This window comes from Roseovarius sp. JB2-10 (assembly GCF_055693585.1).
Map to the genome: position 1 here is coordinate 1,576,896 of NZ_CM146337.1, position 14,283 is coordinate 1,591,178.

At 59.3% G+C, this 14,283-nt stretch carries 8 protein-coding genes; 3 read left to right on the plus strand and 5 right to left on the minus strand.

What is annotated here, in order from left to right; genetic code table 11:
- The first annotated feature begins 21 nt into the window (after nt 1–21).
- The gene (locus tag ACZ1HJ_RS07800; RefSeq protein ID WP_472721739.1) at nt 22–5,466 is read left to right on the plus strand and encodes an alpha-2-macroglobulin family protein; all 5,445 of its coding nucleotides are present in this window, start codon (nt 22–24) and stop codon (nt 5,464–5,466) included.
- Between the two features lie 48 nt (nt 5,467–5,514).
- Complete coding sequence (gene pbpC / locus ACZ1HJ_RS07805) at nt 5,515–7,563, plus strand: penicillin-binding protein 1C (RefSeq protein WP_472721740.1); 2,049 nt, start codon at nt 5,515–5,517, stop codon at nt 7,561–7,563.
- A 15-nt stretch (nt 7,564–7,578) separates the two neighbouring features.
- Here the strand turns inward: pbpC and ACZ1HJ_RS07810 are convergent, their stop codons facing one another.
- The 4 genes from ACZ1HJ_RS07810 to ACZ1HJ_RS07825 all read right to left on the minus strand — a co-directional run bounded on the left by ACZ1HJ_RS07810 (nt 7,579) and on the right by ACZ1HJ_RS07825 (nt 12,519).
- Nucleotides 7,579–8,754, minus strand: coding sequence for an acetyl-CoA C-acyltransferase family protein (locus ACZ1HJ_RS07810; RefSeq protein WP_472721741.1), 1,176 nt, complete (start codon nt 8,752–8,754; stop codon nt 7,579–7,581).
- A 79-nt stretch (nt 8,755–8,833) separates the two neighbouring features.
- Nucleotides 8,834–9,556, minus strand: a complete 723-nt coding sequence (locus tag ACZ1HJ_RS07815; protein WP_472721742.1) for a metallophosphoesterase family protein — start codon at nt 9,554–9,556, stop codon at nt 8,834–8,836.
- A gap of 146 nt (nt 9,557–9,702) precedes the next feature.
- Nucleotides 9,703–11,298, minus strand: coding sequence for a phosphoglycerate dehydrogenase (gene serA / locus ACZ1HJ_RS07820; RefSeq protein WP_472721743.1), 1,596 nt, complete (start codon nt 11,296–11,298; stop codon nt 9,703–9,705).
- Nucleotides 11,299–11,364: 66 nt separating this feature from the next.
- Entirely contained in the window at nt 11,365–12,519 is a 1,155-nt protein-coding gene (locus ACZ1HJ_RS07825) for a phosphoserine transaminase (RefSeq protein ID WP_472721744.1), read from the minus strand.
- 159 nt (nt 12,520–12,678) lie between these two features.
- Between ACZ1HJ_RS07825 and serB the strand changes: the two genes are divergently transcribed.
- Entirely contained in the window at nt 12,679–13,548 is an 870-nt protein-coding gene (gene serB, locus ACZ1HJ_RS07830) for a phosphoserine phosphatase SerB (RefSeq protein WP_472721745.1), read from the plus strand.
- A gap of 9 nt (nt 13,549–13,557) precedes the next feature.
- Here the strand turns inward: serB and ACZ1HJ_RS07835 are convergent, their stop codons facing one another.
- Nucleotides 13,558–14,259, minus strand: a complete 702-nt coding sequence (locus ACZ1HJ_RS07835) for a hypothetical protein (RefSeq protein WP_472721746.1) — start codon at nt 14,257–14,259, stop codon at nt 13,558–13,560.
- Nucleotides 14,260–14,283: the final 24 nt, after the last annotated feature.

Below are 14,283 nucleotides of genomic sequence, written 5' to 3' on the forward strand. Positions count from 1 at the left end.
CGGCATTTTTGGGAGGGTCTCATGCTCAACCGCATTCTCTTTGCATTATTTTTGACAAGCTTAGCCACAATCGCCTCAGCGCAAGGCGCAGGGCCTGTTTCGGAACGACACATCACTGTCACCCGAGATGTTGATTTTTTTGGTGGTGATCTTGATCCACTATTTGATACGACATTTGATGCCTGTCACAGGGCATGTATTGCCAATACGGCGTGCCAGGCGTTTACGTTCAATACGCGTTCCAATGCATGTTTTCCCAAGACGACAGTTTCGGAGCGGCAGGTCTATGAAGGTGCCGTTTCTGCGGAAATCAGCCTCACGGATCCGCGAATTCTGGCCGTTTCTGATGCGCGCGCCGCTGAGCTGAGCTTTCTGCAACCCCGGGATCTGGAAGAAGCGCGCGCGCAGGCCCATTCCATTGCATGGCGTCATCCCGCCGATGCGTGGACGATTGAAGCGATGTTGAGTGCCGCGCGTGAGCGTGAAACATCCGGTGATCATCTGAATGCCATGCGCTGGATTGGGGCGGCCGTATCGCGGGGCAACAGTAGCGACCTTTGGGTCGACTATGCACGTGTATCTCTTCTGATCACGTCACAGAACACATCCGAAACGCGCCGGTACCGGCTTCAGGCCGTTCAAGCCGCAACAAACGGGTATCTGAGGGCGCTATCCGATCCGGCACGGGCTACGGCGCTCAATACGTTGGCTTCTGCGCTGGAGGTTACCGGGCGAGGCCGGGACATGATCAGCGCGTTGCGGTTGGCACAATCCGTTCAGCCACGCCAGGATACGGCAACCGCGCTCGAAGCTGCCATTGCCAAATACGGGTTCCGCATCACAGAACATCGCAGCGATAATGAAAGCGCTGCGCCGCGGATTTGTGCGGATTTTTCCGAGCCTTTGTTCAAGGCTGGCGTGGATTACACACCGTTTGTACGTCTGCCGGACCCGGGTTTGGTTGTCTCGGCGCAGGACCGTCAGCTTTGCATTGACGGCGTGCAACACGGCCAGCGTTACACGATGACGTTCCGCAAAGGTCTGCCGGCTGCCAGCGGTGAAACACTGCACAAGGATGTCGAAATATCGGTTTACGTGCGGGACCGTGCACCATCAGTTGCTTTTGCGGGCCGTGCATTCATTCTGCCCAAAGCGGCAGACGCAGCGGTGCCGATTGATACGGTCAATCTTGATAGCGTTGATCTTTTGCTGCGGCGGATCAGTGATCGCAACCTGTTGCGCGCCATTCAGGATGATTACTTCGGTCGTCCGTTGAGTGAATATCAGGATCAGGCCTTTTCCAACGATGTGGCTGAAGAGGTCTGGTCAGGAACCGGTGAGGTTCAAAACAGCTTGAACCAGACTATGACAACCCGCCTGCCTTTGGGCGATGTCTTGGCGGATCAGCCGCCCGGCATCTATGCTCTGAGCGCACGGGTCGAGGGCCGTCCGCTCTATGATGATCCCGGTGCGACCCAATGGTTTGTCCTGACGGATCTGGGGCTCACGACGCTCAAGGGTACAGACGGGTTGCACGTGTTTGTAAGGGGTCTTTCAGACGCGGCCGCGCGCGAAGGCGTGGAACTGACCTTGCTGTCACGGGCCAACCGCGCGTTGGGAACGCTCAGGACGGATGCAGAGGGGCATGCACTCTTTGCTCCCGGCCTTACACGTGGGGAAGGTGGAGCGGCACCGGCATTGGTTCTGGCCCGCGCCGACAACCAGCAGGATGGCGGAGATCTGGCGTTTTTGTCGCTGACCGATCCGGCCTTTGATTTGTCAGACAGGGGCGTCGAAGGGCGCGTCGCGGCACCGCCGATTGACGTCTTTTTGGCCACGGATCGGGGTGCGTACCGGGCCGGTGAGGTCATTCATGCCACGGCACTTGCCCGCGATGACAAGACCCGAGCCAACGGAGGCCTGCCGCTGACGGCCATCCTTTTGCGCCCTGATGGGGTGGAATACGCCCGCCACGTCTCAACCGATGATCGCGACGGTGGCCATGTCTTTGCCATGCCGATTGGCGACACTGCGCCGCGCGGCACCTGGACGATCGAGATCAAGGCCGATGACGACGCGCCGGCGTTGGTCAATCGGCAGGTTCTGGTGGAGGATTTCCTGCCGGAACGGATTGATTTTGATCTGTCGCTGCCTGAGGGGCAAATCCGCCCCGGTGACACGCCACCGCTAACTGTCGAAGCCAGGTACCTCTTCGGCGCACCGGGTGCTGGCCTACGGGTTGAGGGAACAGCGCGCCTGATCGCAAAACGCACGTTGCCCGACTACCCCGGTTTTCAGTTCGGACGTCATGATGAGCGTGCAGATGCGCGAACGGGTTTTCTGGAGGGCAGTGAAACAGGCGCAGACGGCCGCGTCACACTCGCCATGCCGGTGCCCTCTGCGCAAGTGAGCGACCGTCCCTATGAGGTAGAGGCGCTGATCCGCGTACAAGAAGGATCGGGTCGTCCGGTTGAGCGGCGTTTGTCACGCCTTCTGGCTCCGGCCGGGCCAATGATCGGCATCAAGCCAGCGTTTGACGGTGTGGTGCCTGAAGGCACCGAAGCAACTTTCCAGGTCATCGGTATTGATGCGGACCTGGCACAAGTACCGATGCAACTCAGATGGAATCTCAACCGGATCGAGACCCGGTACCAATGGTACCAGCAATTTGGCAACTGGAACTGGGAGCCAATCACAACGCGCACCCGCATCGCAACCGGGGAAGCTGCGCTGACCGGTGAGGCATTGAGCGTGTCAGCCGGGGTGCAATGGGGTCAATATGAGCTGGAAGTCGAACGGCTGGACGGGCATTACGTGGCCAGTTCTGTGGCGTTTTATGCCGGGTGGTATGCACCTGCTGATGCATCGCAAACACCCGACACATTGGAATTGTCGCTTGATAAACCAAACTACCGGTCTGGCGATACGGCGCAGCTGCGATTGGTCCCGCGATATGCGGGTACGGCGGTGGTGACTGTCTTGTCGAACCGTGTGATCGACATGTTGGCCGTTGAGGTCGGTGAAGGTGAAAACATGATCCCGATCCCCGTGACGGATGAGTGGGGTGCGGGCGCTTATGTGACCGCTCAGGTCATTCGACCGATGGATGTGGCGGCGGGGCAGAATCCGGCCCGGGCGCTTGGTCTCAGCTACGCACAGATTGACCCCGGCGCACGGGCGCTCGAGGTGAAAATTGACGCCCCTGCCACAGCCGCGCCACGGGGGCCGCTGGATGTGGCTGTGCAGGTTGATGGCTTGGCTGAAGGGCAGGAGGGTCATGTCACATTGGCGGCTGTTGATTTGGGTATTCTCAACCTCACGGGTTTCAACAGTCCGGATCCAAGCAGTCACTACTTTGGCCAGCGGCGCCTCGGCGTCGAATTGCGTGACCTCTACGGGCGATTGATCGACGGGATGAATGGGGCCATGGGGCAAGTACGTTCGGGCGGCGATGCGGGCGCGCAGATGTCATTGAAATCACCGCCGCCCACGCAAAAGCTGGTCGCATTCTTTTCGGGCCCGATCAGCGTTCAGGCGGACGGCCGCGCGGTGGCGCAATTCGACATTCCCGATTTCAATGGCACGGTGCGGTTGATGGCCGTGGCGTGGTCAAACACAGCTGTCGGGCAGGCCGAGCGCGATGTGCTTGTGCGCGACCCGGTGGTGGTGACCGCCAGCCTGCCGCGTTTCCTGGCCCCGGGCGACCGGAGTGAGATGTTGTTGGAAATTGTCCACGCGGAAGGCCCTGCAGGGCGCATGGGGCTGGATGTGAGCGCCAATGGCGTTCGCCTTGAGGGCGATGTGCCGTCCGGGATTGATTTGGCGGAAGGCGCTACATCTGTCCTGACACTCCCGATAAGGGCCGAGAGTGTCGGAGATCACACGCTGCGTATCGCCCTGACAACACCAGACGGCAAGCAATTGACCAAAATGCTGACCTTGCCGGTGCGCGCGAATGATCCTGAAATTGCGCAGACCCGCCGTCTCGCGCTGGCCGAGGGTGAGACCTTTACGCTGAGCAATGATATATTCGACGGGCTGCAAGCGGGCTCGGGCCGGGCTGTGATTTCGGCGGGTCCATTGGCGAAACTGAATGCACCTGCATTGCTGACCGAGCTGGATCGATACCCATATGGCTGTACCGAACAGGTCACGTCGCAGGCGATGCCATTGCTCTATTTCAATCAGGTGGCGCAGGCGATGGGCATGGGCGATGCCGCGCAAATCGACGCGCGCATCGATCAGGCCATTGCGCGCATTCTGACACGTCAGTCCAGCAACGGTGCATTTGGTCTGTGGCGCTCGGGCTCCGGCGATTTCTGGCTGGACGCCTATGTTGCGGACTTCCTGTCCCGCGCCCGTGCCGAAGGGTATGACGTCCCCGCCCAGGCTTTTGCCATGGCGATGGATAACCTGCGCAACAGGGTGAATTACGCACCGGATTTCGACAGCGGCGGGGAAGATATCGCCTATTCATTGATGGTACTTGCCCGCGAGGGCGCGGCGCGAATGGGTGACTTGCGCTATTATGCCGACGTGAAGGCCGACGCCTTTGCAACACCCTTGGCGGCGGCGCAACTGGGTGCGGCACTTGCGGCCTACGGCGATCAGACCCGGGCCGACAGGCTCTTTGCTCGGGCCGGTCAGATGATCCAGACACAAACCGGTGACGAGCGCCAGCTGTGGCGCGCGGATTACGGCACGCGGCACAGAGATCGCGCCGCAGTTTTGACCCTGGCCGTCGAGGCAAAAAGCGACGTGATTAACGCCGCCACGTTCAGCGACGCGTTGGTGGTTCCCGGCGCGCATTTGTCGACGCAAGAGCAGGTCTGGACGTTGATGGCGACGCAGGCGTTGATCGATGCGCCCGATGCGTCGGGATTGACCATCGATGGTGTGCCCACCGCCAGTCCGTTCATGCGCAGTGTTGACGCTGGCATGGCCACGCCGCAGGTGATCCGCAACGAAGGGCGCTCTGCCACCGACATCACGCTTACCACCATTGGCGTGCCCCAAACGCCGCCCGACGCTGGCGGATATGGCTATGCCATTGAGCGCCGGTACTACGATATGGACGGATCCGAAGTGTCGCCGAATGGTGTGCCCTCGGGTGCCCGGTTGGTTACCGTGCTCACCATTTCCCCGTTCGAGAGCAGCGAGGCGCGGTTGATGGTGAACGATCCACTGCCGGCTGGGTTTGAAATCGATAACCCCAACCTTCTGCGGTCTGGTGATGTCAGGTCATTGGAGTGGCTGAAACCCACAGACGCCCGCCATACCGAGTTCCGGTCCGACCGTTTTTTGGCAGCGGTCGACTGGCGCAGCGATAAAGCTTTCCAACTGGCCTATATCGTGCGGGCTGTGTCCCCGGGCATGTATCACCACCCGGCGGCAACGGTCGAAGACATGTACCGCCCGCGTTACAGGGCGCATACCGATACTGGCACGCTTGCGGTTATGCGATGAACACTTTGGCAATGACATCACCCACTTGGCGAGGCAGAGGAGCAATGCATGTGGCGCATTGATCGATGGGTCTTGGTCACAGCGATGACGCTGTTTGCCGTTGCGACAACACGTGACGTCGCGGATCGATGGGTTGCGAACACGGAACTGCCTGTCTTGATTGCTGAAACTTCCGTGGAAGTTCGCGACCGGAACGCAAATCTCCTACGCGCGTATACTGTGGCGGATGGACGGTGGCGTCTTGGCGTGAATGTTGCAGATGTTGACCCGACATACCTCGCGATGCTCACCGCGTTCGAAGACAAACGTTTTTTCTCTCATGCTGGCGTGGACCCTTGGGCGATGTCGCGCGCGGCGGTACAGGCCATGTGGAATGGACGCGTGGTATCGGGCGGATCGACGCTGACGATGCAAGTGGCGCGTCTTCTGGAAGACAGCGGCACCGGCAAGTGGCGCGGTAAACTGCGCCAGATGCGCGTGGCACTGGCACTGGAGCGCCGCTTGAGCAAGGATCAGATCCTGTCACTCTACCTGACCCATGCGCCTTTTGGCGGCAACATCGAAGGGGTCCGGGCCGCGTCGCAGAGTTGGTTCGGCAAGGAACCAAAACGGCTGACACCTGCACAATCCGCGCTTCTGGTAGCGTTGCCGCAATCACCAAAAGCTCGCAGGCCTGACCGACATCCCGAGACTGCAAAGAAAGCCCGCGACAGGGTGTTGCAGCGGATGGCCGCGATATCGGTTTTGGCCCCCGATGCAATTCGCGTTGCCCGTGCGGCGCCGATCCCACGGAGCCGGCAAGCGTTCCCCGCCTTGGCCCCACACCTAAGCGATCTGGCCCGTTCGCGTGATCCTTTAACGCAACAGCATATCCTGACCCTCGACGGCAGCTTGCAAAAGGCGCTGGAGCGTCTGGCCCGTGCCCGATTGCACGCATTGCCGGACGACGTGTCGATTGCGATGGTGGTCGCTGATCACCACACTGGTGAGATTTTGGCATCCGTCGGCTCCGGTGGCTATGACACGGACCAAGAGCGGCAGGGATATGTGGACATGACCCGCGCGCTACGCTCCCCCGGCTCGACCTTGAAACCGTTGGTGTATGCCATGGCCTTTGACCGGGGCCTTGCCCATCCTCAGACGCTGATTGATGACCGCCCGACAGCCTTTGGCTCCTACGCGCCGCAGAATTTTGATGGCACGTTTCGGGGCGAGATACCGGTGGCAGAGGCCCTGCGGCAGTCTCTGAATATCCCTGTTGTCCTGCTTATGGATCAAATTGGCCCGGCACATCTTCTCCATGCGCTCAAGCGATCGGGTGTTTCCGCGCATGTGCCTGGCGATCAGGCGGGGCTGGCTGTGGCTCTGGGGGGTGTGGGTGTCACGCTGGTGGATCTGGTTCAACTCTATGGAATGCTTGCCCAAGGCGGGCAGGCAGCACCGCTGATCTGGGCGGGCGACGCCGCGCCAGACCTTGGCAAACATGCAGTGATCAGCCGATCCTCTGCCTGGCAGGTGGGCAACATACTGGCCTCGCTTCCCGGCCCAAATGGTATCCCGGCCGGGCGACTGGCCTACAAAACGGGCACGTCTTATGGCCACCGGGATGCCTGGGCCATTGGCTTTGATGGCCAGCATGTGGCGGGTGTCTGGATCGGCCGGCCTGATGGCACCCCGGTGCCCGGCGCATTTGGCGGTGATCTGGCCGCACCCATTCTTTTTGCAGCATTTGATCGGCTGAAAACGAAATCCGTTCCATTGCCGCCCCCGCCGCCTGAAACGCTGATTGTGTCCACGGCAAACTTGCCGCAGCCCTTGCGCCGCTTCAAAGGTCGCAATGCCGCGTTTCAGGCAGAACCTGACACACCCAAGCTGATCTTTCCACCTGATGGCGCACGTTTACCCGTCGGCGCCGCGTTGCCCGTCAAGGTGCGCGATGGCAAACCGCCCTTCACCTGGCTGGCAAATGGCACGCCCCTCTTAACGGGTTTGCAGCGTCGTGAGGCCGCGTTAACTGGTTTGTCGGTTGGGTTCTCGAAGCTTTCCGTGATCGATGCCGCGGGCCGATCCGCAACTGTGACCGTGCAGATCGACTAAGCGCAACGGGATTGTCTAGAGCCTTTCGATGGCCACGGCGATGCCTTGTCCACCGCCAATGCACATGGTGATCAGAGCTTTTGACCCGCCAATTCGCTCCAGTTCATAAAGGGCCTTGACCGTCAGGATGGCACCCGTCGCGCCAACAGGGTGGCCCAAAGCGATGGCCCCGCCATTGGGATTGACCTTAGCGCCGTCCAGACCCAAGCCTTTGTTGACCGCAAGAGCTTGTGCGGCAAACGCCTCGTTGGATTCGATCACATCAAAATCACCCACACTCAATCCCGTCCGCGCCATCAGGTTCTCTACGGCCGGTACCGGGCCGATGCCCATCACCTCGGGGCGCACACCGGCATGGGCATACCCCAAAACACGTGCTTTCGGCTTCAGCCTCGCCGCTTCGGCCGCCTCGGCCCGCGCCATGACAATGGCGGCGGCTCCGTCATTGATCCCGCTTGCATTCCCTGCCGTTACGGTTCCGTCCTTTTGAAAGACAGCGCGCAACCCTGAAAGGGTATCTACCGTGGTTGGTTTTGGATGCTCATCGGTGTCAAAAGACACCATATCGCGTTTGACCTTCACCTCGATCGGCACGATCTGTGATTTGAAATGTCCCGCGTCTATTGCTGCGGCCGCCCGGCTTTGGCTTTCTGCGGCAAATGTATCTTGATCTGTGCGGCTGATGCCATGTTCGGCAGCGACGTTTTCGGCGGTCACACCCATATGACCGGTGCCGAACGGACAATTCAAAGCACCCAGCATCATGTCCAATGCTTTGACGTCTCCCATCTTGGCGCCCCATCTTTGATCGGGCACGATGAAGGGCGAACGGCTCATGCTCTCCGCGCCGCCTGCCAGGGCGAAATCCGCATCCCCCAACATCAAGGTTTGCACGGCGGATACGACGGCCTGCGCACCCGACCCACATAGCCGGTTTACATTCATGGCCGGCGTCGTGTCTGGGATGCCCGCATCCATCGCCGCAATCCGTGACAGATACATGTCCCGCGGTTCGGTGTTGATCACATGGCCAAAAACCACATGCCCAACCTGGCCCCCTTCAACGCCGGACCGAGCCATGGCCTCGCGCGCCACATGCGCCCCCAGTTGTGCGGGCGGGATGGCGGCCAAAATGCCACCAAACGTGCCAATCGCAGTGCGCGCGCCGTCGAGAATTACGATATCGGTCATGGGAAAGCTCCGGAAATTGTCGAGTCGGTGCATCGTAGCGGATTGCGACCTGTGCTCACAGCGTGATGTTGCGTCACCACTATGGCGTCAGCGGGATCCGACCTTGGTCCGACAAGAGCCAGCATTGACGACCCTCCAGTACCGCAGGCCAAAGCGGCCGACCCCACCCGGCACCGCCATCCAGATCAATTCGATTGCCGAAGTGCTCCGGGTGATCCAGCGCCGTATGACCATGAACCGCCAGCCAGGGGTGGGGTGCGCTGTGCTCCAGAAAGGGGCCGCGGATCCATATCAGATCATCTTTGCTTTGTTGGTCCAGTGGAAGCCCGGGTTGTAGGCCTGCATGCACAAAAAGTATGTCGCCCTGCACATAATGATAGGGCAATTTTGCCAGCCAATCTCGGTGCTTTTGTGGGACAGCATCCAGCACTTGCGCGTGCTTGGTATCGGTTTCGCTGGCAAAGACGCCGTACGACGCCAAAGTTTCAAGCCCGCCCAGCCGGTGATGAAGCCACGTGTAATGCGGTTTGCTGAAACGGCTGTTCGCAATGCGCTCATGGTCCAAAAAGTCCAGAAACATCTGGTCGTGATTGCCGCGCAAGGTGATCCAATCGCGCCCATCTGCCTGTGCCGTGATCAAGAGGTCAATGACACCGCGGCTCTCCAGACCTCGGTCCACGTAATCGCCCAGAAAAACGATCCGAGCCGCGGGCCCGCCATCGCGTTCAACACGCGCAAGGGCAGCTTCCAGCATTTCAAGCTGGCCGTGAATATCCGGGATTACATAAATCGGGTCGCTCATGTAGGTACTGAGACGTGGCAGGGTTCAAATGTCCAGCGGCAATGCGTCTGATGCGCCCCGTGGCCCGTGGTTTAGGGCCATTCCCTCAAGAGTAACGCCGCCCCAATCGGGCGGCGTTTCCTTTGAACTACAGATGGATAGGGGGGTCAGACCACATCAAATTCCAGATGCCGGATCAGCTGGAACTTGCCTGTTTCCTTGAGCTTGGAAATCACCGGATCAGGCACTTTGTCATCGACGTAAAGCAACGCGATGGCCTCTCCGCCGGCCGCGGCACGACCCAAGGTGAAGTTCGCGATATTCACGCCGTTTTCGCCCAGGGTCTGGCCCAAGGTCCCGATGATGCCAGGCTCATCATTGTTGGTGGTGTACAGCATGTGACGTCCGATCTCGGCATCGATATTGATCCCCTTGATCTGAATAAAGCGCGGCTTGCCATCGCTGAAAACGGTACCGCCGATCGAACGTTCGCGCTGATCCGTCACGACAGTCAGTTTGATATACCCCTCAAAAGCACCGGATTTGTCCTGCTTGGTGGTGCTGATCTTCACACCGCGTTCTTTGGCAATCACCGGCGCGGAGACCATGTTCACCTCCGGGTTTACGGATTTCATGATGCCAGCAACCGACGCCGAGGTGAGCGCGCCAAGGTTCATTTCGGACACGACACCGTCATAGAGAATATTGATGGCCTTGATGGGTTCGTCCGTCATCTGGCCGATGAACGCGCCAAGATGATCAGCCAGTTTGATCCAAGGTCCCATGACCTTGGCTTCCTCGGCGGTCACCGACGGCATGTTCAGGGCATTGGTCACGGCACCCGTCAACAAATAGTCTGACATCTGCTCGGCCACCTGCAGGGCAACGTTTTCCTGCGCCTCGGTCGTAGCGGCGCCCAGATGCGGGGTGCAGACCACATTCGGCAAGCCAAAGAGCGGGTTTTCCGTGGCGGGTTCCTGCGCAAACACATCAAATGCCGCACCCGCCACGTGACCGGATTTCAAAAGCTCAGCCAATGCTTCTTCGTCCACCAGCCCGCCGCGCGCACAGTTGATGATCCGCACGCCCTTCTTGGTTTTTGCCAGATTTTCGCGGCTCAGGATATTGCGCGTCTGGTCGGTCAGGGGCACGTGCAGCGTGATGAAATCAGCACGCGGCAATAACTCATCCAACTCCACCTTTTCCACGCCCATTTTGTCGGCTTTTTCCTCACTCAGGAATGGGTCATAGGCGATGACTTTCATCTTGAGACCGCGTGCGCGCTCACACACGATCCCGCCGATGTTCCCGGCACCGATAACGCCCAGGGTCTTGCCGGTCAGCTCCACTCCCATGAACTTTGACTTCTCCCATTTCCCGGCATGGGTGGACGCCGAGGCTTCTGGCAATTGCCGCGCGGCGGCAAACATCATTGCGATAGCATGTTCAGCAGTTGTGATCATGTTGCCAAAGGGCGTGTTCATGACGATCACGCCTTTTTTGGAGGCCGCTTCTTTGTCGATGTTATCCGTGCCGATGCCGGCGCGTGCGATGACCTTGAGATTGTCAGCGGCTTTCAGGATCTTTTCCGTCACCTTGGTGGCCGAGCGGATGGCAAGGCCATCATATTGACCGATGACTTCGGCCAGTTTGTCTTTGTCCTTGCCAAGATCAGGTTGGAAATCCACGTCGATGCCGCGATCACGGAAGATCTGCACGGCGGTCTCGGAGAGTTTGTCGGATACGAGTACTTTGGGAGCCATTTTGAGCGTCCTTTGGAATATAATTTTGGGAGAGTGTGCGCAGGTTTTCCGCGCACCCGAATGAGATCAAGCGGTCTCGGTCAGCGCTTCGATTTCAGCTTCGAACGCCCATTCGATCCAAGGCATCAGAGCCTCGATATCGGACGTCTCAACCGTACCACCGCACCAAATGCGCAAGCCCGGCGGGGCATCGCGATAAGCACCGATGTCATAGGCCACACCTTCCGCTTCCAGCCGTTTGGCGACAGTCTTGGCAAAGCCTGCGCAATCCTGAATGCGGGCGTCGTCGAATTTCAGACATACGGATGTGTTCGACATGGTTGCCGGATCGTCGGCCAGAAATGAAATCCAGTCATGCATCTCGACAAAATCCGCGATGGCCTTGGTGTTGCCATTTGCGCGGGCCATCAGGCCTTGCAATCCGCCCACTGAACGGGCCCATTCAAGCGCCAACAGGTAATCTTCAACCGCCAGCATCGAAGGTGTGTTGATGGTGGCACCTTCAAAGATGCCGTCGATAAGCTTGCCTGCTTTGGTCAGGCGGAAGATCTTGGGCAGGGGCCACTCAGGCACATAGCTTTCCAGTCGCTCAACCGCGCGGGGGCTGAGGATGATCATGCCATGCGCGGCCTCGCCACCCAACACCTTTTGCCAGCTGAACGTGGTTACATCGAGCTTGTCCCAAGGCAAATCCTGCGCGAAGGCGGCAGATGTGGCATCGCAAATCGTAAGGCCTTGGCGCCCCGCATTGATCCAATCGCCATTCGGCACGCGCACGCCCGAGGTAGTGCCGTTCCATGTAAAGACCACATCGTTGTCTGTATCGACATTGCTGAGGTCAACAATCTGACCGTAATCCGCGGTTTTGACCTCAGCATCGAGTTTCAGCTGTTTGACCACATCTGTGACCCAGCCCGCGCCGAAGCTTTCCCAGGCCAGCATTTCAACCTTGCGCGCGCCCAGCAGGTTCCACATGGCCATTTCGACAGCGCCCGTATCCGAAGCGGGCACGATGCCCACTTTGTAGCTTTCCGGAATGCCCAGCACCTCGCGCGTGCCTTCAATCGCGGCTTTCAGGCGTTCTTTGCCCACAGTAGCGCGGTGGCTTCGGCCCAGAGGCGCGTCGCTCAGTCGGGTGACGTCAAATGTCGGGGGTTTGGCGCAGGGGCCAGATGAAAAACGCGGATTAGCCGGCCGCGTTGCCGGTTCTTGAGTAGCCATTGATGCTATCCTTCCAGATATGCGCCCTTCGTTGGGGAAGGGTGTCCCACGGATGGGAATATTCCTGACCGGGACCTTTCGCAAGTGCAGAATTGGCGCTATAGCGCCGCTTGAGTGATTAAATACGACCCACATGTCCACGATCGGAAACTTCGTTAAATGTTTGTCACGACCCTGATTGCGCCCGAGGGGCTGCTTGATCCTTCTTTGGTTGAAAATCTGCGCAATGCATGGGGCGGCGAAGACGTGCTTTGGTTGGCGCCGGATACCGCCGCGGAGTTTGCGGTATCGCATGTGCCCGATACGCGTTGGGAGGCATGGAGCAGCCTGCAAGCCATGCAGGTTGATCTTGTTGTCCAGCCCGCCGATGGCCGCCGCAAGAAAATGTTGCTGGCGGATATGGACAGCACGATGATCCAACAGGAATGCATTGATGAGCTTGCCGAAGAGGCAGGCGTGGGCGCACAGGTGAAAGACATCACCGCGCGCGCCATGAATGGCGAGCTGGATTTCGAAGGCGCGCTGGTTGAACGGGTCAAACTGCTGGAAGGGCTGGATGAGGCCGTGATTGCCCGCGTAATCGAAGAACGCATCACCTACACGCCGGGTGGTGATTTTTTGGTTGCGACCATGCGGGCAGGCGGCGCGCACGCGGCGCTGGTGTCGGGCGGGTTTACCGCCTTCACGGCGGAGGTGGCAGCAAAACTCGGCTTTGACGAAAACCGCGCGAATGTACTCCTGACCGACAAGGGACAGGTGACAGGTGACGTGGGGCGACCAATTTTGGGCCGGCAGGCCAAGATCGATGCCTTGGAAGAGATTACAGCCCGGCTAGGGGTCACAGAGGCGGATGTGATTGCCGTGGGTGATGGTGCCAACGATCTGGGTATGTTGGGCCGCGCGGGCACAGGGGTGGCTTTGCATGCCAAACCTGCTGTGGCGGCGGAATGTGACGTGCGGATAAACTTCGGGGACCTGACCGCACTCTTGTACCTTCAGGGCTACGCCAGAGACGAGTTCGTAAGCTGAAGTAATCGGTTAGTTAGGTGCCAGCGCCGTAATCCATGACCGGTTGCTGATGCGGTAGCCGTGTTTTTCGATCAAGGACTGAGCCAGCTGAGGAATATGAGCCGCACCCCAGATAACGGCAACCCTGTCGTTTGGTCGACGGTCAATTGCGATTTCACAACTTCGTAGTAAAGCGGCATCCCGGTCATCCATCACGACTTGCCGAAACTCCTTGCCAAACAGTCCTTCCAGCGAAGAGCCATCGGTCATGGGCGATGTGGCCATCGCGTCGGCCAGCAGAGCGCGGGCTTTGCCAAACCGCATGATCAGGCCCACAACCCGCAAGGCCACGTGAAACAAAACACGCTTCAACAGCGGAATCTGCTTCCATTTCTTTCGAAAGTCGTCGGCGTTCAGATCGCTGTTGAACCAATTGTCATGCGGATTCTTCGGCCCGGTAGGTTGCACAGCCAGTCCAGTGTCGTTTCTGCTGATGTTTCGATAGGCAGCCCGCGTGGTGCGGGCGGCAGGGCCTGCGCCGATGCCTTCTTTCAGAACGCAGTCATGGAGATTGGCCTCCTCCATCACCGCATCGAAGAAGGCGGCATCAGCGACGTGGATCATGGGAAACAGCGTGAAGCTCGGCTTGCCCCGTGCGGTAAGCGTCAATCGCTGGACCTGCAGGCCGTCATCGGTCTTGCGCGTGATCTGTTGTGGTCTGTCTTGATGCATGGTGGCGCTCGTTTGAGGTGTTCG

Coding starts and splice junctions, on each gene's coding strand:
- ACZ1HJ_RS07800 (WP_472721739.1), top strand. CDS start 22: ATGCTCAACCGCATTCTCTTTGCATTATTTTTGACAAGCTTAGCCACA.
- ACZ1HJ_RS07835 (WP_472721746.1), bottom strand. CDS start 14,259: ATGCATCAAGACAGACCACAACAGATCACGCGCAAGACCGATGACGGC.
- serA (WP_472721743.1), bottom strand. CDS start 11,298: ATGGCTCCCAAAGTACTCGTATCCGACAAACTCTCCGAGACCGCCGTG.
- ACZ1HJ_RS07825 (WP_472721744.1), bottom strand. CDS start 12,519: ATGGCTACTCAAGAACCGGCAACGCGGCCGGCTAATCCGCGTTTTTCA.
- ACZ1HJ_RS07810 (WP_472721741.1), bottom strand. CDS start 8,754: ATGACCGATATCGTAATTCTCGACGGCGCGCGCACTGCGATTGGCACG.
- serB (WP_472721745.1), top strand. CDS start 12,679: ATGTTTGTCACGACCCTGATTGCGCCCGAGGGGCTGCTTGATCCTTCT.
- pbpC (WP_472721740.1), top strand. CDS start 5,515: ATGTGGCGCATTGATCGATGGGTCTTGGTCACAGCGATGACGCTGTTT.
- ACZ1HJ_RS07815 (WP_472721742.1), bottom strand. CDS start 9,556: ATGAGCGACCCGATTTATGTAATCCCGGATATTCACGGCCAGCTTGAA.